We start from the raw sequence: 20,758 nt of genomic DNA, 5'->3' as shown, positions 1-20,758 counted from the left end.
TAAGAACTAAGAACTAAGAATTCAGGAGGTTCGTTACCTCTTAACATTGATGGTTCAATGAAGGTAAGGGAATGATGTGGTTCACTGGGATTGGAGTTTATTGAGGATAAAAAAGGGAGACTGACGTCTCCCAAAGGCTAGCTTTCGCTGGTTTTATTATCTTTTTATTAGAATCTAAGCTTTATAGTTTAATTCTTGGTTACTGAAACAACTGGACCATCTACATCGTCATCCAGTTCGTGAATCGCATTCAGAGTGAATGTGTAGCTGCCAGTTTCTGTTACGCTTAATTGGCAGTTACCATCAGTACCTAGATCGATTGACCCATCAGCAAGTTCGACTGAATCACAACCAAAGTTAGGTGTTTTCCAATCTGCATCTGCGAACTTGAAGCCATAATCGCCGGCTTCCAAGTTGCCTGTTACAGAATAAACACCATTAGCGACAAAGCTCATTGCCCAATCATCCGTTGCGCCCCATCCATTCATGTCACCACGAACGTAAACGGTTGTTTGGCCGTATGGCGGAATGCTCGATACATCCTTGTCAGAGTTATCAACAGGCAGACCAGCACCTTGTGCGTTACCTTGAGGTTGTACAAATACCGCTGTTGTAAGTGCCGGAACCGTGAAAGTCTCACCGGAGAAGCTTGCGCTCTTAACGGTCATGTCAGCCGAGTTCTTCTGAACGTAATGCAGTTCGAAACCCGTCGTGCCCTCAATTTTGAAAGATTTCTCTTCTGCTGTTGAGTTCACTACTGCGACGATGGCGTCGTAGTTTGTATCTAGATCTGCACCCGCTGACGTACCGTCGTCAATAGACATCACAATCAGGCCTTCGACTTGATCTTCGCCAACGTTACGGAAGTCGACACGCTTCATAACTTCGTCAGCTGTATCTAAGCGGAACAGTTCGCTTGAGCTACGGATCTTTAATAGCTCTAGGAATTGCTGCTTAGTCAGTTCAATGTCGTCTGCGTCTGGTTTAGCAGTGCTGTCAGCAATGATAGTTTTGATCAGATCCCAGTTCGCACCATCTTTATCTTCACGTGGTAAGCCAACATTCCAGTTGTTGTCAGTACCGTCAAACATGACGCGGTTATACCAGTCACCAGAATCGTAAGAATCGCGCTGCATAGACTTAGATCGTAGCAGTTCAGAACCCATATGGATGAATGGTATGCCTTGGCCTAGCATCACGGTAGAAAGCGATACAGACTGCATACGCGCACGCTCTGCAGAGCTAGTACCAGTGGCGATCTTGTAAGCGTTGTTATCCCAAAGTGTTTGGTTATCGTGTTTGGAAACGTAAGAGATGTTCTCGGAAGGCATCTTGGTGTAACCAGCTGGCGCGCCGTTGTAATCAACGTTTTTACCCAGTTTGGTATCGCCTTTGTAATCAATCAGTACGTATTCTGCGAGGTTACCTGCCATACCTAAACGAACAAGGTCTTGGTTATGTAAACGACCATTGATCGAATCTTGATCAACTTTGGTTTCTTCGTTGGCAATCGCTGCGTTACCAAAGCCTTGGTTAAAGCGAAGTGGGTGGTTCCCTTCTGAGTCGACACCACCATCGAATGGGCTACCACCACGAACGGCGTCACGCAAACGGTCTGAGAAGGTACCGATTTCTGTACCTGCCATGTTGATTTGGTTCGCTTGATCGAAGCGGGCGTTGTTGGCGACTTCACCAAAGTCCCAGCCTTCCCCGTAGAACAGAGTATTCGGGTCGATTTTGCGCACTTCTTCCAATGCTTCGACCATTACATCTTTTGGCTGGTGGCCCATCAAGTCAAAACGGAAACCATCCACTTTGTAGTCGTCAGCCCACACCTTAAGTGAGTCAACCATCAATTTACCCATCATCAGGTTTTCGGTCGCAGTGTTGTCACAACAAGTCGAGTTTTCTACGCCACCAGTGTTGACGTTAAGACGGTGGTAGTACCCAGGGACAATCTTATCCAGTACCGACTTATCGTTCACACCAGACGCATTGGTGTGGTTGTATACCACGTCCATGATCAGCTTAAGATCCATGTCGTGCGTAGCTTTGACCATCTGACGGAATTCGAGAATACGCTGAGAACCATTAGGATCGGTCGCGTAACTTCCCTCAGGAACTGTGTAATGGAATGGGTCGTAGCCCCAGTTGAAGCTATCAAGCATACGAAGGTCATTCATTAATGCTTGTGCGTCACCCGTTGAAGGGTCATAACCATCGAGTACGTCTTCGATGACTTTGTTTTCGTCTTCGCTTCCACATAAGGTAGCTGTCGGTTTTACATCACACAGTTTTCCTACGGTGTCGGTGATATCAACACGGCTCGCGGCATCTTCATCGACGGTAGCGATATCAAATGCTGGTAAGATATGCAGCGTAGTTAAACCTGCTTCTTGGAGAGCTTGTAGGTGTTTGACCGACTCACGATCGGCTTCTGTAAGAGCGAGGTACTTGCCATTTAGGCTAGCTGTGCCGAGCTTATCGCTGAAGCTAAAGTCACGTAGGTGTGATTCGTAAAGTACGTGGTCTTCGTCTTTTTCTACGGTTGGTCGTTGGTAGTTGTCCCAGTTCGCTGGTTTCAAGGTTGAATCATTTAGGTCAATCACTTGAGAGTATGCCGAATTCTTCGATAAGCTGAGAGAATATGGGTCTGTCACTAGGCGAGTCTCAATGTTGCCTGTGGTTGGGTGGTAAACCTTCACTTGGTAGCGATAGTAACTGTTGACAGCGTTAGGTACCGCGCCAGTCGCCCAAATACCCGTCTCAGTGCTTTCTGTCATTGGAAAAACTTGTGAGCTTTTCAGGTCTTCGCTGTAAAGAACTAGCTCTACATCTTGCGCGGTTGGTGCCCAAAGCTTGAAGGTCGCCGCACTGCCTTCAACAATTGCGCCTAGTTCTTCAGCCATTGCATTACCAGCATCTTCGCTAGCAAATACCGCATCAAGCACACCAGGTTTTTGAACCTCAGTTGAAGAGATAACATCGCCATTGGCATTGTAGGCAACAAAAATTATCTGAGATTTTAAAATAGTGCGAAGTGTGCTGTCGTCAACATCGATAGCTAGGGCAGGTAAGCTTGCAAGGTGTCGGAAACGTTCTTTCAATTCAGAAGATAGTTCTCCGTCTTTGCTTAGTTCAATTGCAGTTCCACCGACAATCTCTTTGTCATCGTTCATTGTGATGCTGTTGTCTAGTGCATAGAAAAGCTTCACAGAGTCTGCATTGCTAGCCGCTTCCCAACCAATTGTGGTTGCATCTAGCCAGTGTGCTTTTTGACCATCAATATTGACTGGGCGCTCTGAAATTGGGTCGTAGTACAACTCGCTGCTGCCATGGAAACCAAATACGCCTTGTGAATCGCCAAGCTTAGTTAACTCGACTTTTGAGTTCGCACTGCCAAATGCTTTCTCATCACCATTGTGCAAGATGAAGTTCATGCATTTGTGTGGGTCAGAGGCATCTGGGTCAACTTTCAACACATAATAGGCACCGTAAGTATCGCTGATACCATCGTATTCGTAAGGGCTGTTCCAATCGGTTCCGGTTTCACTCAACCCCATGCCGACTAAGTCTGTGCTAGTACAGCCTTCGCCATTCCACAGGTGAAGTCCCCAACCGTCGTAAGTAGAGCCAGATGAGCTGGCAGCGGCAACATCGCGTTTGTAGTAAATAACGACTTCGTTTTCAGCTGCAGGGTATAAACCACTGTTGCCAGGGGCTGTACCGTTGTCGCTATCATTATCACTACCACAACCCGCGATCAAAGTAGCGGTGAAGAGCGGTAACATTGCTTTGGCCAATGTAGAGCGTTTGAAGCTCTTCTTTTTGGTATTGTTGAAGGTATTTCGTAGAGAGATAATTTTATTAATATTTATGTTGTTCACGTTTTAATATCCATATTTCACTTTTTATGAAGATGAATATCCTAGTCTTAACGATGGTCAACTATTTGTGATGGCTATGTATAAAGTTATTTTTAATATATAAAAATAGGAAACCTAGTGTCAATATCACGCTTTGTATTTGGTTTAAGTTAAATTTATTGGATCAATAACTCATATTTTTAATATCAATAGTAGAAGGCGTAGAGGATGGGAGTAGATAATAAGGATGAGAGCTCATCCTTATTAATGTGAGGAAGGTATCGAATTGAGGTGACGTTAATTTAATGTGGGAATTAAGTTATTTATCAATTAGCTAAAAGCGAGCTGTTCGGTAATTTATATTGATAGGTATATCATCCATTTAAGGATAACACCCAAGCCAAAGACGCCAGCGGTTTCAATTCAATATTAAAACTGCCAACACTGTTCTCAATGTCGAGCACTTGTTGCGCTATGCCTTCAATATATTCATTGAGTATGTAACGACCATCAACTAATTTGAGTTTTTGGATTACATCACTTGGAATATTTAAGTGAATATTTTCAGTGGTATGTTGGCTGAAATTAGCTGCAACAATGGTTAGCTCTTGGTGGTCAGAGCGCAGAAATGCGTAGACTGAATCACTTAAGTTACAGCACTGGTGTAAGTCTTGGTAATCACCTGTTATCGATGAGTGCTCTAGCGAAAAGTTCATTACCTTTTGATAGAAGTGACGCAGCTGCTTTTCGTTTTCGTCTAATAGCCCGCCATCGAATGCGCCGTGGTTCATCCACTTTTGGTGTTGTGGGACTCCGATGTAGTCAAATATGGAAGTTCGTGAGGGCTGTCCAAAGCCTGCATTCTCCGCGCCCGGTTCGCCGACTTCTTGCCCAAAGTAGATCATGGTTGGAGAACTACTCAATAACGCGCTGACTAGCATTGCAGGCTTCGCTATATTTGGGTCACCTACAAATTCAGGAGACGCGATGCGTTGTTCATCATGGTTATCCAAGAAGTGCAGCATGTGATGTTCAATATCCATCATTTGATGTTGGATTTTGGGGATGATAGCCGTGGAAGTATTGCCTAGCATGATGTCTTTTAGACCGTCGTACAGATCTACTTTGTCATAGAGGTAGTCCATTTTGCCTAAGTGGATATAGTCGCGATATAAGTCCGGTTGGTACACCTCAGCCATTAAAAAGGCATCTTGGTTTTTCATCTTTATAGATGAATTAAGGTAGCTCCAAAATTCGACTGGAACCATCTCAGCCATATCGTAGCGAAACCCATCAACACCTTTATTCAACCAAAACAAGGCGATATCTCGGAATTTAGCCCAAGAGTTAGGCACATAAACAGATTCCCAGAAACGGAAATGATCCATGTAATTGCGTTGAGCATAGTCACTCGGTAGTTCAGGGAAGTCTTTTGAACCGTCTGGTCGCATGCCATAATTGATTTTCACCGTTTCATACCAATCATCGAAACTAGGCTTGGCTAAACGTGAGCCGTTACCTGTCCATTTGGCGGGCGTCTCTATAAACGGGGAGTTTAGGTTGGGATGCTGTTCACCACCTAGCGGCGTAAAGGCGGGCTCTATGTCTGGCAATTCAAAGGTGCTGTTGGGAATGTAGTAGAAGTTATTGTCTTTGTGGTATTCCAGCGTTGTGTCATCTTGAGCGCCGAAGTCACTGACACCTTCTGGGTTGTTTAAGCCTTTATAATGACGCGCAACGTGATTCGGTACGATATCGATAATCACTTTTAAACCATTGTCGTGACTTCTTTTGATTAGTGCCTCGAACTCCTCTAGTCGGCATTCAGGGTTGTCTGCGAGATCTGGGTTTACGGAATAGTAGTCTTTGACGGCATATGGTGATCCCGCACGGCCTTTTACCACGCTAGGGTGATCGTCTGAAATACCAAGGTGCTTGTAGTCATTGATGAGCGCATGATGTGGCACTCCGGTATACCAAATATGAGTCATACCGAGTTTGCGGATTTCAGACAGCGCTTTGTCGGTAAAATCACTGAACTTACCGACGCCATTTTGCTCGATTGTGCCCCATGGAACATGTTGGGTGTTTTTATTGCCAAATAAACGCGTAAAAACTTGGTAGATGGCGTACTTTTGGTTGTACATATTTATAATTCCTTTAACTTCCATCATGTTATGTAGGGATGAAAGGGCTTGTTTATTCTTTGCAGGCTAACCGAATTACAATATGCCTTACTCATCCTTATCAAAATCTACAGGGCGTAATTGCTACAGTATGTGAGCTGTTGCTCAAAAGGAGTCATGTTGTCTTCATCTATTCAAATCGTTATCTCCTATTTGGTTCTGGTGGCGGTGTCTGTGTTGTTTGCGGAAAGTTCTAAAGCGCTGTTGGTGTGGTATTTGGTTATCGGTTTCGTGACGTTTTTTGTGTACGCGAAGGACAAGCGAGCAGCGATCAATGGCAATTGGCGTGTGCCAGAGAAAACTCTGCATATTTTTTCTGTTGCTGGTGGCTGGCTAGGGGCGTTGATTGCTCAAGATAAGCTGCGTCATAAAACGCAGAAGCAGCCGTTCAGAGCCATATATTGGGTGACAGTGGCAGTGAATGTTGCGGCGTTTGCGTGGACGTTAACCCCAAGCGGGCAGGCAATTTTTGGTCGTTGGCTTAGCGAGATTATTGGGTATCTTTAACGAGAATGATGGCTAGTACTCGTGTACTAACCATCACAATATACAACGTTATTTGATTAGAGCATCGGAATTGTTGATGCGAGCAGTAAGCCTGCCATACAGTAGTTAAAGCTTTTGATGCGAAAGGGTGTTGTTAACCAGTGCTGCAGCTGTTTACCTGCCGCCGTCCAGAATGTGACTGACGGTAAGTTCGCTAGCGTGAAGATACCTGCGATGATCGCAAGCTCCCACCATGAACTGCCGCTGCTATACACTGAGAATGCAGTCAGTGCCATTGACCAACCTTTAGGGTTTACCCATTGAAAACTTGCTGCGCCGATGAAGGTCATTGGCTTATAAGCCTCGCTGCTTTTGGCTTTGCCGCTCAATGCTATCTTAATCGCAAGGTACACGAGGTAAGCAAGGCTTAGGTATTTCAAGATTTGGTGCGTCACAGGGTATGCGTTGAAAACGCCCATCAAGCCGAAACCAACCAGCAGCAACATGGCAGCAAACCCTAGAGCAATGCCAAGCATGTGCGGAATAGTGCGGGCGAAGCCAACATTTGCTCCTGATGTCATGAGCATGATGTTATTTGGACCTGGTGTGAAGGTCGAGACAAACGCAAACAAGGCAAGTGCGCTAAGTTGTTCTAAAGGCATTATGGTTCTCCAGCAAAAAATGAACGAAGTGACTGACCGGTCATGACTTTCACGTGTTGAGAAACATAGTAGGTGGAAAGTGAGGCAATTATGTGCTTTTATTTCCTCTATTATCACTAAATGCACAATAATAAGTAGTTATGGATAGATTGGACGAAAGGATATTGCAAGAGCTTAAATTGGACGGCAGAATCTCCAATATTGAGCTTTCAGAACGGATTGGCTTGTCGGCTTCTGCGACCTTAAGGCGAGTTCAGGATCTTGAGCGTAAAGGTGTCATTCAAGGTTACCGTGCGGTTCTGGATAATGGGCTGATGGGGGTCGGTTTTATTGCTTATGTTTCGATTGGGTTATCAAGCCATAGCAAAGCGGCTCAGCTGGAGTTTGAACAGCACGTCAGTATGGAAAAGGAGGTAGTGGAGTGTCACAACATTACCGGTGCCAACGAATACTTGCTAAGGGTAGAAACCAAAGATCTACCGGGCTATAAGAAGTTTCATGCCGATGTGCTTGGGGAATGTGCTCAGGTGCAATCTATTACGACCATGGTTGTGATGGATACACCCAAAGACGAACGCTAGTCGAGTTTAATTCAGGAGAGGCACAGTGCCAAATACCAATCAGTTGTTATTGTTCTTAGATGTGGTTCAACAAGGGTCGTTTACCAAAGCGGCAACCTTACATGACATGGACAACTCATCACTCTCTAAACAGATCAAAAAGCTTGAGCAAGATTTAGGTGTTCAGCTGCTTAACCGCTCTACACGCTCGTTTTCGTTGACGTCGGCCGGAGAAGATATTCTTGCGCAAACCTATGTGCTGAAAGACACTATCAATCAGATCCAAGGAATTGCAGATTCATACCAGTCTGAACCCAAAGGTGTGCTACGAATTACTTCACCGATCTATTTTGGGCAGCAATATTTGCAACCTATCATCACTCAGTTCATGAGAAAGTACCCAGATGTTCAGATCGTACTCTCACTAGACGATAAGATCGCCAACATTATCGCTGGGCAGTTTGATATCGCGTTTCGCTTCAGTAAGCTTGTTGAATCGAATTTGATTGCCAAGAAGATTGCCGACAGTAACTTTATGTTGGTCGCGTCTAACGACTTTGTGAAAGAGCATGGTGAACCTAAAACGCCACAAGATTTGCTCGCGCTACCTGCGGTGATTTATACCAATGGTGATATGACGGTCGACCATCTGCGCATTAGTGAAGAGCCGGGAGGTAATACCTTCCAGAGCCTAACGATTCGTGGCAACTATAAGGTGAGTGATGTTCGTACCATGGTGTCTTGTGTGAAAGATGGTCTAGGTTATGGCTTCCTTGATCAATCAAACCTGTATGCCTCAATGAAAGAGCTTGGCTTGGTTACTTTACTGCCGGATTATCCGATCTCTACGATTGATACTGCAATCTACGCTGTGTATCCGCACCGTAAACAGACCAAACTGGTCAAAGAGTTCATTACCACGGTTCAAGATTATATCGGCTCTCCAACCATTTGGGAGAAGATGCAGCAAGGTTAGCTGGATCTCTAATCGTTCAAACATAAAAAAGGAGCCAGAACGTCGAACGATCTGGCTCCTTTTTATTCTTCCAGCTATAGCTGATTTACAATGTAAAGCTTAGCTATAGCTGACGTGAACGGCTCTTGTGCACTAATGCCTATCAATGCTCATGAATCACTTCTTTACCACTTGGGTAGGCTTTGGAACCCAGCACATCACCGTCGACTTCTTTACCATAATAACCTTGGTGGTTGTGGTAACGCTTAGCATTACCTGCAACATCACCCTTGTATCGTGGGTCTTGTGGGCGTTCATGACTGTTCACAAATGCGGCCACATCCCACGCATCTTGAATTGAAAGCTGTTCGCTCTTCCCAAGCGGCATGTTTTCGTAGATGAAGTACGCCGCCGTATTTACACGGTGCATACCAGCGCCCCAGTTGAACGAGTTCTCGCCCCAAAGAGGTGGTAGGTATGAGCGACCATCCGCCCCTTTAATGCCTTCGCCATTTTGGCCATGACAGGTTTGGCAGCTGGTTTGGTAAACCTTTTCACCACGAGCGATTGAGGGTTCTTGTTCAGGGTTTGCAATCTTAGGGTAGCCACGACCGGCAAGTTTACTGCGGTCATCGATTGGGTATTTGCTTAACAGTTCTTCTGGAAGAGGGAAGCTTTCAGCTTTACCACCAACTTGTAAATCAGCATCGCTAATCTCAGGAACGGGTGTGTCTTGCATGTCGTTCTTGTCTAAGATGCCGCCCATCGCTAGCCAGTATGAATAAGCTGTGAGCGCGACCATTTCTTTTGAGCCCACAGCTGGTGGTAGGCCATTCATTGAATAAGTGAAACAGCCTTGGATACGTTCTGCGTAGCTGTTTACCTTGTCGTTTTTCTTACGATAAGCAGGGTAGGCCATGTACGCACCCCAAAGAGGTGCTGCGTTAGGCTTCATGCCCGCTTGCATGTGACAGTTTACACAGTTTTGTTCATTGCCTACGAACGTACCACGCATCTGTTGTGAATCGACAAACAGCGAATAACCCAATTTTACTTTGTCGCCAAATTCCCCAGCAGGGATATCAACCAAGTCTCGTGGCACCAGATATTTGTTATCTTGAGGCTTCTCAACGGCTGGCAGTTCGGTTTGGCGATCGGGCAACTCAGCTTCGGCATAAGCGATTCCAGAGGCAAGGGTTGCGGTAATTAAAAGTAGTGTTTTCATGCGAGCCCTTTAGTATCGGAAAGAGGCGAAGTAGTAAGACAGGTTTTTGATCTCATCGTCGGTTAACTTGCCCGCGATATTACCCATCATGTTCAAATCATCACCCTTACGAGTGCCATTTTTCCAAGCGTTGAGCTGAGTTTGAATGTAGTCGGCATGCTGGCTTGCTAGGCGCGGGAATTTGTCTACGCCCATACCGCTTGGCCCATGACAGGTTGCACAGGCTGGAATGTTTCTATCCCAATCGCCTTGGAATACAAGTTTACGATAGGGGTTATCGATATCAGCCTGTGAGCCGCGCTGCTCTAAATCGGTAAATTCGTATGAAGGTAGTGATGCAAAGTATTCTGCGACCTCACGACGAACTGCGGGATCAGATACACCGTCAGCCATTCCCTTCATGATCGCGCTTTGACGCTCACCACTTGAGAACAGAACCAGTTGATGTTCTAGATAGTCAGCATTGAGCCCTGCAAGCATAGGGGCAATGTTGGGCATGCCTTTACCGTCGGCTTGATGGCAGCCGCTACAAGTTTCTGCGGCTTCTGGCATTGGATTGGGTGCTGCTTGTGCAAAAGCGGATAAAGAAAGGCTTCCTAGAGCAGCGATGCAAAGCGTTAGAGTTTGAGTTTTAATTGTCAGCTTAGTCATGAGGCGTCGCTATTGGTTGTAATGCACGCATTTTCGACATAATTGGTTGTTCGCGCTATTGTGGATTTCCACATTAATTCACTTGGAACTTGAGGTGAGTCTCACATTAATAACCTCAGTTACCATAATGGTATTGATGTGAACTTCTATAGGTTGCTCCAACTGCCGTTTATGAAATGCAAGGGGACTGCCATGTTCGCCTCGGTATAACTGCTTGTTAAGGCTCTTTTATGGCACCGATTTTATAAGCATAGCTGCTTTATGGATGCGGGCTAAAAAAGTTGTGGTGAAATGAAGATTACCTAATGGCTTTGGGTTGATTACTCTATCTAGAGCGGATGCTTTATGTAGATTGGGTACTTTATGTAGATTGGACGTTTATCCAAATAGGCTGCTTTTCTAGATCAAGGGGACGAAAAAACAGGGTAACCTCGAATGACGAAGTTGCCCTGTTGTGTTCTCATCTGCAAATCAGATAAGGAAGTGTTTTGACTCAGTGATTAAGTTATAGCTTGCTGAGTTTAAGCTAGACCTTGTAGATCTTAGCCGGAAGCGCTTGTCTGGCTGCTGCGCCCACAACCCAATCCAACATCACGCCTTTTCCTTCTCTCGTCGGGTCAATTAAGCCAATATCATTGATGTTAACGCCATCGTTCGACTTCATCTTCACAGGTTGTTGTGTGTCACCGATCCAGTGCGCACGCTCACCGAGTTCTTTATGACCAAAGCCGTGTTCAAAGCCTAATGTTCCCGGTTTGATGCCATCAATCACCATCGCCAACGCATGTGTGGTTGAGCTCGGTGTTTCAATCGCAAATACGTCACCGGTTTTGATACCCGCAGAAGAGGCGTCTTGCGGGTGGATGTAAACCGGATTTACCCCCTTGATAGATTCCAAGCGTGGTGACAAATTCGATACCGCACTGTGAATGTTGGACTTAAAGTTGGTTAGGGTGAACGGCCACTCTTTTGCTGGGAACTGCTCTGCCAAAGGTGTGCCGTCTGCAAGCTTTTGTGGATACCATGTAGGGCAACCCATGTACTGCTCACCACTGATGGTGTTGCGAGAAGTACCCAGCTTTTCATTCCAGATAGCTAGTGGCTTAGTCCATTTGTACTTCATGGTTTCATTGGTGTAGGCATTGGTGGCGTCTTCGAAACGACCGCCACGCGCAAAGATATACGCTACCTTGAGCATCTCTTCAGGCTTGAGCGTTTTGTTCATCACAGGCACTAGGCGTTCTAGACCAGACCAAACAATATCTTCCGCATCGACATTCGGCACGCCACCTTTTACGAACGCTAAGTTAGCAGCCGAGCGCAGGTAGAAGTCTTCAGCGCTATGAATACCGTGCCAGTTACCTTGATTGTCTTTGATTACGTTGTCGCCGAAGCCACCTAGGCCAAGCCTTTTTGCTAGGTCAATAAAGAAGTTCTCTAGGTTGATGGCACGTCCGTCTTGAGTGCGTGAGGTTTTAGGTTCGACAATCGGCCAACGAGCGGTGATCGCTTTAGTCGCGACACCATGCCAAGGTGTTGCCATGCCCCAGCTTTCGTAGGTCACTGTGTCTGGCACGAGGTAATCTGATAATGCTGTGGTCTCATTGATGAAGGCATCGATAGACACGATCAAACCAAGCTGTTTTGGATCCTTAAGCTTTTCACCCAGCAAGTTGTCTAAGCCCGGAACACCATAAAGTGGGTTCGCCATGTGGTTGATCCATGCCTTTGCGCGGTAAGGATAGCCATCAATCGCAGCTGATAAGTGCTCGGTTAAAAGCGGCGCTGAGATTGGGTACCACGGAGCGCGTGTTGGGTAAGGTGATTCACCTGCGGCAACGCGACGTTTGTATTCGCTGGTCTTGTGATATGGGAACTTGCTGCGGGACAAGAATACACCTTGAGGCTTAGTCTTACCTTTAAACTTAGTAAAGTCGTAGCGTGGGCCTGCAACCGAAGTCGGGTAGCCGCCTGCTTTCGCCATCGCCCCGCCTTTTGCATTGATGTTACCGATCAGCGCGTTCAGCATTAGGATAGAGAACGAGTTGTAGAAGCCGTTGGTGTGCATGTTGCCACCGTGAGTATCCACGACTGCTTTCGTCCCGTAGCTGGTAAAGCGTTTCGCTAGCGCAATAATTTGATCCTGCGGGATCTCACACTGCTCACTGTAGTATGCAAGGTCATATTTGAAGGCTTCTTCCTTCAATCTTTGCAGAGAAGACTTAACACGAACAGTCTGACCATCGATTTCTACGTCTTGATCGACGAACAGAGCCGCTTCATTCACCTGAATATGTGATGCCAATAGTGACGTTGTCACATCAAGTGCGATAAATCCGTCATCGTCAGACATCGGTTCGCCTGTTTCTAGCAACCCTATATCCGATGCACGAAGCATACGCCCATTTTGTGGGAGCGACTCGTCGCTGATCACAAGGTGAGATGCATTACACCAATGCGTGGTGCCTGCTTTTTTCATCGCTTTCGCACTTGGGCGAGACAAGAAGTCGTGATTGTAGCGCTGGTTTTCGATGATCCACTGGATCATACCCAGAACTAATGCTGAGTCAGTGCCCGGCTTGATCGGCAGCCAGTTGTTGCGATCGCCCGCTGCAAGGCTTGAAGATCCTGCCGGAAGGCTTGGAGTGACAATGGTGTAGCTGAGTTTTCCGTTGGTACGAGCCTCAGCCAGCTGTCTTGCTTGACGCTTAAACGGGTTACCCGCTTGAGCCGGAGACATACCGATGAAAAGAATGAACTCTGCGTTGTTGAAGTCGGGCTTTAAGTGCGAGAACTTGTCTAGATCATTCATGATCGCGCCTGAACCTGCGCGGAACGCGTAGCCACAGTAAGATCCATGGTGACCAAAGTTACGAGTGCCGTAGCTGTTAAATGCAAAGCGCTTCAAGATGTCGTCACGGCCTTCATTACCGGCATTAGTCACAAGCAGTTGGTTGGCTTTTGGTCCGTATTCAGGGTTGTTCGGATCGAGTGGTGTTTCGATGTCGCGAATCGATCGTAAGCCTTCAACTTCCCCCTCACCGAATAAGTCACCACCCTCGGTGATCTCAGAGATAAGTTGTTCGTAGCTGATCGGCTCCCACTTGCCTTCACCTCGTTTGCCAACACGTTTTAACGGTTGTGTAATTCGGTATGGGCTGTTTTGAATCTCTAACATGCCATTACCACGGGCGCAGGCTGTCGAGCGATTATTGATGCCTGATTCACCAGACAAGCCAATGTAGGCGTCTTTTACCGGTGTTTTGAATGGGATCTGTTGGTCACTTGATAACGGGTGATACGGGTTGCCCGAGATACGCAAAATCTCGTCATTGCGATTATCGATACGCACACGTAAGCCACACAGTGTCCAGCAGCCAAAACACATTGAGGGTGCAACGCGTTGGTTTGGATTCGGCGAGATCTTACCTTGTTCATCGACACTGTATTCTGTCTCTAACGAATTACCGTGATGGATGTGATTGGTTTTCTTACCTGCGGTGCCATCAATAGCACCGTGAACCATATGCTTTGTGGTTGTCGCATAACCTGCAGCAAAGGCTCCAACACCACCGGCAGCAAGGCCTGTTTTCAAAAATTGACGACGTTTGTTATCCATGATGATTCCTCAGACTACAAGCTATGTGAGCGGTTAAGTGGTGACGATGATGTATTTTGGTTTGGCTTCGATGTTGTCTTTGGTGCAGAACCAGTTGTTCGTGTAGAACCAGTAGACACGATCTCAGAGGCGAACAACGCAAGTGCTAACCAAAGACCACACATACCAACGATGCCGAGTAATCCTGCACTACCCATAGGCAGTTCATAAGGGAATGCACCCACATCAAAACGGGGAATGGTTTGAACTTCCATCATGGTGACCCAACGTACCGCCCATGCTGAAACGATGGTCGCAAGTGCAACACAGACAATTCCTAACTTGCTTTGAGATAAACGTTGCAGCGGAAGAACCAAGATCATGCACACCAAAATGCTGGTGGTCATGATGCCTAAATTGATGCCCCAAGCGTCGTTCTCATAGAGATTGAAGTGACCATGGTTAGATGCCCAAATCGACGTGAGAATGATGGCAAGGCCACCTGTTAAGGTAATGGTTCTTTGTATCAGAGCTAGGTCTGTTGGTTTTAAGCTTGGCTTGCTTGAAGGCAGTAGAGCCCAAATTAACAGCGTTAAACCCGTTGCAGCAAAGAATGCGGTCGTGAACCAAAGTAGTGGAGAAGCCGGTTGATGCCAGAGTGGTCGGCTCGCCAAAATCGCAATCTCTGCGCCTGTATAAAGCGCGATGCTTAGGCCCGAAATAGCCGTCACAGCAGCGAGTGCAATCATCAGCTTTGATGATATTTGCCATTGACCTAGCGTCAGCCAAGCCAAACGTTTTAGAAGTGGGTTTTCACTCTCTTTGAGCCGTGCGATGTCATCACGCAGGTAAACCCAAGCTGTCGCAACAGCCAGACCAGAGAACAAAGGTAGGAATAGAGAGCCTAATGACATCCATGACCAAGGCGTGATGTGGGCGTAGAAGTGCCAAGCACGTCCCGGTTGGTGCAAATCACCGGTTAATGCTAATGGCCCAACAATCGCGCCGATGGCCATCACAAGTACAAGGGCAGAACGAAATTGATGACTGGTTGAGTTTTTAAAGATCAGTGCAATCAAAAACAGAATAGCCGCTGCGTAAGCTGAACCAATGTAGAAGAAATATTGAACCGCCCACGGTAGCCAAGCGATCTCTTGAGCGGGGACTAACACCTCAGTGATATTCATGCTGTCTCTCCTTGTTTGCCTTGTGTCGCGATTGCCAATTCTTGTTGGCTAGAGGATGAGTTATCGATGGCCGCTGGATCATAAATTGCAGGTTGGCCTTCAATGTGGCTAACGAATCGCTCGTTCATGCCGATATAGAAAACATGGGGGTTGGTATTCTGCTCTGGCTTAAGCACCTTGATGTCGTCTTGGTTTTCATTGAGCAGACGGTTGATCTCGCTGTTTGGATCTTTAAGGTCGCCAATGACACGCGCGCCACCGACACAGGTTTCTACACAAGCAGGCAGTAAGCCGTCTTCAAGGCGGTGTGCACAGAAGGTACATTTATCAGCGGTAAGGGTGTCGTTGTTAATGAAGCGAGCGTCGTAAGGACAAGCCTGAACACAGTAAGCACAGGCTACGCAGCGTTCGTTGTCGACCATCACTATCCCATCTTCACGCTGGAAGGTCGCTTGAACAGGACAAACCTTGATGCAGGGTGCGTTGTCACAGTGATTACATAGGCGAGGTAACATGAATGATTTCACGTCTTGTTGAGCAGTCGAACCATCATCAAGGGAGACTTCATACTGTTTTACGGTGGTTCTGAACTGGCCGATTGGCGCTTGGTTTTCCACGCTGCAGCCAACAGTGCATGCCTGACAGCCAACGCATTTACGTAAATCAATCGCCATCGCGTAGCGCTTGCCTACTTCACCTTTACGGTCTGGTTGGTTGTTGTTGCGAATGGCTGTGCTCGCGACTGCGGTGTTGATTCCGGTAATGGGAATGAGCGCAGCGCCGGCGGAAACTTTACCAAATTGGCTGAGAAACCGTCTTTTCAATGAGTCCATAGAGGTACCTATAAATGGGTATTCGATCTGTTAGGCTCATTGTCAGTTTTTGACCGTTCACGGGGTATTGTGGATTTCCACATACCCAGATCAAAGTTGATCTAGAACAAATGTGGTTTTCGCTATCTAGCTGTTATGCTTTGTTTTAGAGGCTTATCTAAAGCGCTCTAAAGGGTGAGTTAAGCGTTGAACATGTCGTCAACTTCAAGAAAAAGTGAAATGACGAGAGAATAAATTGAATAAACAATCTGCTTGGAGAAAGAGATTTCAGTGACCGTTCGAAACCTAATGACAGTCGTTAGCCTTTGTTGGCTGAGCCTAACCGCAGGAGTGTGTTTAGCGGCTCAATCAGAACAAGTGATAGCAGCCCCAAGCTCAAACATCACTGAACCCGACCAGATTATCGAGGTTGGCGTGTTGGCGACCCGAGGCAAACTCTCGGCACAGCAGCGTTGGCAGCCAACCATGGATTGGCTGTCTGAGCGTATTCCGGGCAAGCACTTTGTCCTCAAGCCTTTCAACTTGGAAGAGATGGCCGAATCGGTGAAAGGGGTCACGGTCGATTTCGTTATTACTAACCCAGGTCAGGCGGTTCGCTTAGGACGACAGTATGCGCTCTCTTGGATGGCGACCATGACCAGTCATAACTTCGAAGAGCCAAGTTCTAACAATACCCGCAGTATTGGTTCTGCTTTAGTGGTAAGAAGAATGTCGCCCTATATCTCTTTGGAACAACTCAGTGGTAAGCCGATTGCAGCGGTCTCGGAAAATGCATTTGGTGGTTACTTAACAATGCGTTACCAAGTGATGCAAGAAGGGCTTAATCCCAACCACTTTTTTTCCAATACACAGTTCTTAGGTTTCCCTATCGATGCCAGCTTGTACCAACTGCGAGAAGGGCACATTGAAGCGGCTGTGGTACCTGCTTGTTTGGTCGAAAGCATGATCAGTGAAGGCTTGCTGGTGGCGGGTCAGTATCGCGTTATTGGTAATCAAGCGCCTGAAGGCTTTCGATGCCAAGTGTCTACGCCTCTGTATTCCAACTGGTCGTTTGCCAAAACAGAGCGAGCCTCTTCGGCATTAGCTAAGCAAATGAGTCAGGTGCTGTTTTCAATGCCAAAGAGCAGTGTACCAGCCATTGCTGCGAATGCATCGGGTTGGACGTCACCGACAAGTTTGCTGTCAATCGACAAGCTTTATCAGCAACTCGACATGCACCCACTGCAACAACCTTGGTGGAGAGAAGCGTTAATCTGGCTTAAATACAATCAACAGTGGGCTTGGGCGTTCTTTATTTTTGTCGTGGTACTGAATGCTTACCACTTCTGGTTAGAGTACAAATTCAGCCGCAGTAAAAAACAGTTAGAAGCGACGCTACATAAGCTGAAAAGCAAGAGTGAACAGCTGGAACATTCGCAACGTATCGCGGTGGTTGGTGAACTGGGAAGCAGCTTGGCACACGAGATTAATCAGCCTTTGGCAGCTATTCGGAATTATAGCGAAGGTGGTTTACTGCGGATTTCGAAGAACAAACCGCTGACTGACATAGAGCCTGTATTTGAGAAGATCCAGTCGCAAGTGGACCGTGCTGATGCGATCATCCAGCGCTTAAGAAACATGATCAAAAAACGCTCATCAGATAAATCTCAAACTGATATAGAAGCTCTTCTTACAGATACCATCGAGCTACTGCAATTTCGATTACAGAAACACAAGATAACCATTGAACGTTATGTCGTGGGTAAACCTATCACGCTACATGTTGACCCCGTCGGATTGCAGCAGGTGGTTGTAAATTTGATCAACAATGCGACGGACGCGTGTAATGCTCAGATGCATCGCGAACAAAGCGCTACGTCTGATATTGGTAACAAAAACAACGAACCACCAACAATTAAAGTGATTACCGAGTATCAACCGGATAAAATGATGCTGTCGGTTATCGATAACGGCACGGGTTTAGATTTCACCGAACAACAAGTCACTCAAGCCTTTGTGAGTAGCAAAGAAAATGGCTTGGGTTTAGGGCTTGCGATTTGCCAAGATGTGATTGAAGACCACAGTGGCCAAATGGCCATCAAATCATTGACTCCTCATGGCTGTCACGTCGCAGTGACGTTACCTTTTTCTCTTTCAAATGATTCATAAGGAATCTTGTTATGTCTGAACTTCATCAAACGTTACCGGTCTATGTGGTTGATGACGATGAGTCGATGCGTGACTCATTGGTGTTCCTATTGGAAGAGCATGATTTTATGGTGTCAGCCTATGAAGATGGCCCAAGCTTTCTGGATTCAGTGGATTTGAGTGCGCCGGGGTGCGTGGTGTTAGACAGCCGAATGCCTGAAATGAGAGGGCAACAAGTTCATGAATTGATGGTGAAAGCGCAGAGCCCACTGTCGGTGATCTATCTGACGGGCCACGGCGATGTGCCAATGGCGGTAGAGGCTCTACAAGCCGGTGCGGTGAACTTCTTCCAAAAACCGGTTAAGGGCAGCGAATTGGCTCAGGCAATCAAACAAGGGCTAGAGGCTTCTGAAAAGCACTTACACATGAACGTGCATCGCCAAGCGTATGCGTCGTTAACTGAACGCGAAATAGACATACTAAAGCAGATCATTGATGGCAAACGTAACCAGAAAATTGCCGATGAATTATGTATCGCGATGAGAACGGTGGAAGTACATCGAGCGAGTTTGATGAAGAAGTTTTCGGCGAAGACGGTTGCCGAGTTGGCTTACATATACGGTCAATTGACCTAGGCATAGAGCTATTTTTGTATGCCATTTGAACTAAAGCTGTATGAAGGTTGTACGAAACTATTGATTGGAAAACATCAAGTTCGTCACCAAGCTTTAGGACTTTCCTGATGAAAGGCAGCCTTCATCATTTATTTATATTGAAGCAAGATCACATCGTCTATGGACTGCATACGGATTGAAACCCCTAGGCTTCTTATCGCAATGTAATCCTGAGATACTGAACTAAGTTCATTTTAAGGCGGAACGTGCCAGTAACTGCACTTTTCCCTGTAATTCGAAACATAACATTCACTATGGGTAGAACACACTCTCAACGTCGAGTCTTGTATCTGCTGAGTTAGGTTAAAATATTCTATGAGTACAATGGGAATCGCAATTGGTGCGACGGCTCTTTCGTTAATACTTGTGGCCGTATGGCTGGTTTCTTTGTCGTTAAGAAAGCAGCGAGTGGAACAAGAACGTAAAGCTCGTGCTGTCGCTTACCGGAAGGCGATTGAAAAAGCACGCATCCAAGAGCAAAAAGAGCGTAACTTCAAAGCCGAAACCGGCCATGTTCCATCGATTTTGTATTTGGCGAAAGAGGCTGAACGTAACAATATTAAGGAAGCCCTATATTGGTACGATAAAGCCGCGCATTTAGATAATGTCACCGGCATGTACGGCATTGTACGCATGAGTATGAAGCGTAAAGAAGACTTAATTTTAAGAGAAAAAGCCAACTTTTGGCAGCTCGCTATTTCAGCTTTAGATAACGATATGGTTGCGAAGTTTGAGATGGGTAAAGCGCTCGTTTTTGGTCGCGGAACCGATAAGAATATCCCCAAGGGTTATACCTACATCGAAGAGTCAGCGACGGGCGGAAACACCGAAGCGATGCTGTTTATGGGGGAGTGGTGTCTAGACAGAGAAAACCCAGATTACTCAGCCGAAAGCTCATTCGAGTGGTACCAAAAGGCCGCAGATAAAAACAACTTAGACGGAAAAATCAAACTAGGTTTGAGTTATTTGAATGGTGTTGGTGTGGAGCCCAATCATGGTGAGGCTGTTTACTGTTTTGAGACTGCCGCGGAAAAGAACAGTGCAGAAGCCATGTTTAGAGCCGGTGAAGCTTGGATTGACCATGGTGAACACGGTAATGCGATTGCCTATATTTGGTTGTTTTTGTCCGCTCATTTTGGTTATTCAGAAGCAAAACAGTTGAGGGATAAAGTTGGGGGTGAACTTGGGGTTGATGCTGTCGTAGGGTTGCAGGCTCTCACGAAACCAATCATGACCAAATTGACTCAAGAAGCCGTCACCAAACATTCGGTTATTAAGGCGTTGAATAAACTCTACAAACGTAACATCCCGATCCCTAAAAAGGTGAAAGAGGTTACTGAAGAAGAGGAAATTGACGAGTCGAATGTGCAAGGCAGCGATGTTGAAATGAGTTTCGAGATGAAAACCCCGAACTCCAACCCAGAGCACAACCAACAATATTCTCCAGAGCAACACGCAGCGTCCCAAACGGGTTCGGCTCAAAGCACAGATAATGCATCGTCACCAGCGCCTAGCAGTGCGTCTTTAGACTTTAGCCAAACCAATTGGAGTAACAAAAATTAAGTCAGTAGCTTGATGAGATGAGCGTTCGAGCGAGTTGAACTCTCATTTAGGTCAGCTCAGCTTATTTTAGTCACACTCCATTGGAGACGGGACACTCTGAGTTAGGAATGACAGGATCAAAAAAGGGAAGCGAATGCTTCCCTTTTTATTTGTGTGCTATTTGCTTTTAGAGCTTAGAGCTTAGA

The 20,758-nt window shown here is 46.3% G+C and carries 14 protein-coding genes; 6 read left to right on the top strand and 8 right to left on the bottom strand.

The genetic code is table 11. The annotated features are described in order from the left end of the window. Nucleotides 1-188: 188 nt before the first annotated feature. Both pulA and AB4371_RS17905 read right to left on the bottom strand, forming a co-directional pair. On the bottom strand, nucleotides 189-3,887 hold the full coding sequence (gene pulA / locus AB4371_RS17910) for a pullulanase-type alpha-1,6-glucosidase (protein WP_372150428.1): 3,699 nt from the start codon (nucleotides 3,885-3,887) through the stop codon (nucleotides 189-191). Between the two features lie 353 nt (nucleotides 3,888-4,240). Next, a complete protein-coding gene (locus tag AB4371_RS17905) occupies nucleotides 4,241-6,013 on the bottom strand; it encodes an alpha-amylase family glycosyl hydrolase (RefSeq protein ID WP_372150427.1) in 1,773 nt (590 codons plus the stop codon). Between the two features lie 156 nt (nucleotides 6,014-6,169). Here AB4371_RS17905 and AB4371_RS17900 point away from each other — a divergent pair, with 156 nt between their 5' ends. After that, nucleotides 6,170-6,559: a DUF1294 domain-containing protein gene (locus tag AB4371_RS17900; RefSeq protein WP_372150426.1), complete on the top strand. Its 390-nt coding sequence runs from the start codon at nucleotides 6,170-6,172 to the stop codon at nucleotides 6,557-6,559. 56 nt (nucleotides 6,560-6,615) lie between these two features. Here AB4371_RS17900 and AB4371_RS17895 read toward each other — a convergent pair whose 3' ends face one another. Next, on the bottom strand, nucleotides 6,616-7,200 hold the full coding sequence (locus AB4371_RS17895; protein WP_372150425.1) for a LysE family translocator: 585 nt from the start codon (nucleotides 7,198-7,200) through the stop codon (nucleotides 6,616-6,618). Between the two features lie 140 nt (nucleotides 7,201-7,340). Between AB4371_RS17895 and AB4371_RS17890 the strand changes: the two genes are divergently transcribed. Together AB4371_RS17890 and AB4371_RS17885 are read left to right on the top strand one after the other, a co-directional pair. Further along, the gene (locus AB4371_RS17890; RefSeq protein WP_102487681.1) at nucleotides 7,341-7,781 is read left to right on the top strand and encodes an Lrp/AsnC family transcriptional regulator; all 441 of its coding nucleotides are present in this window, start codon (nucleotides 7,341-7,343) and stop codon (nucleotides 7,779-7,781) included. A gap of 25 nt (nucleotides 7,782-7,806) precedes the next feature. Continuing rightward, the gene (locus tag AB4371_RS17885) at nucleotides 7,807-8,736 is read left to right on the top strand and encodes a LysR family transcriptional regulator (RefSeq protein ID WP_065206692.1); all 930 of its coding nucleotides are present in this window, start codon (nucleotides 7,807-7,809) and stop codon (nucleotides 8,734-8,736) included. A gap of 142 nt (nucleotides 8,737-8,878) precedes the next feature. Here the strand turns inward: AB4371_RS17885 and AB4371_RS17880 are convergent, their stop codons facing one another. From AB4371_RS17880 to dsrO, 5 genes are all read right to left on the bottom strand, one after another. Further along, nucleotides 8,879-9,940 (bottom strand): c-type cytochrome, encoded by a 1,062-nt coding sequence (locus AB4371_RS17880; RefSeq protein WP_372150424.1) that lies wholly within the window; start codon nucleotides 9,938-9,940, stop codon nucleotides 8,879-8,881. A 9-nt stretch (nucleotides 9,941-9,949) separates the two neighbouring features. Further along, nucleotides 9,950-10,591: a c-type cytochrome gene (locus AB4371_RS17875; protein WP_017064226.1), complete on the bottom strand. Its 642-nt coding sequence runs from the start codon at nucleotides 10,589-10,591 to the stop codon at nucleotides 9,950-9,952. Nucleotides 10,592-11,117: 526 nt separating this feature from the next. Continuing rightward, a complete protein-coding gene (locus AB4371_RS17870) occupies nucleotides 11,118-14,210 on the bottom strand; it encodes a tetrathionate reductase subunit A (RefSeq protein WP_372150423.1) in 3,093 nt (1,030 codons plus the stop codon). A gap of 14 nt (nucleotides 14,211-14,224) precedes the next feature. After that, nucleotides 14,225-15,376, bottom strand: a complete 1,152-nt coding sequence (gene nrfD / locus AB4371_RS17865; RefSeq protein WP_372150422.1) for an NrfD/PsrC family molybdoenzyme membrane anchor subunit — start codon at nucleotides 15,374-15,376, stop codon at nucleotides 14,225-14,227. Continuing rightward, on the bottom strand, nucleotides 15,373-16,209 hold the full coding sequence (gene dsrO / locus AB4371_RS17860) for a sulfate reduction electron transfer complex DsrMKJOP subunit DsrO (RefSeq protein WP_017108931.1): 837 nt from the start codon (nucleotides 16,207-16,209) through the stop codon (nucleotides 15,373-15,375). Before dsrO ends, nrfD begins: the two co-directional genes overlap by 4 nt. Before the next feature lie 270 nt (nucleotides 16,210-16,479). On the opposite strand from dsrO, the gene AB4371_RS17855 reads away from it, so the two are divergent. From AB4371_RS17855 to AB4371_RS17845, 3 genes are all read left to right on the top strand, one after another. Beyond that, a complete protein-coding gene (locus tag AB4371_RS17855; RefSeq protein ID WP_372150421.1) occupies nucleotides 16,480-18,357 on the top strand; it encodes a PhnD/SsuA/transferrin family substrate-binding protein in 1,878 nt (625 codons plus the stop codon). An 11-nt stretch (nucleotides 18,358-18,368) separates the two neighbouring features. Then, a complete protein-coding gene (locus tag AB4371_RS17850) occupies nucleotides 18,369-18,971 on the top strand; it encodes a response regulator transcription factor (RefSeq protein ID WP_102394264.1) in 603 nt (200 codons plus the stop codon). Between the two features lie 363 nt (nucleotides 18,972-19,334). Then, nucleotides 19,335-20,573 carry a tetratricopeptide repeat protein gene (locus AB4371_RS17845; RefSeq protein ID WP_102394265.1) on the top strand — a complete coding sequence of 413 codons (1,239 nt, stop codon included), beginning with the start codon at nucleotides 19,335-19,337 and terminating at the stop codon, nucleotides 20,571-20,573. Nucleotides 20,574-20,758: the final 185 nt, after the last annotated feature.

The sequence above is a fragment of the Vibrio sp. 10N.261.51.A3 genome (assembly GCF_041471965.1).
In the GTDB taxonomy this organism is placed as follows: Bacteria; Pseudomonadota; Gammaproteobacteria; order Enterobacterales; family Vibrionaceae; genus Vibrio; species Vibrio crassostreae_C.
This window is presented reverse-complemented; position numbering and strand designations above follow the sequence as displayed.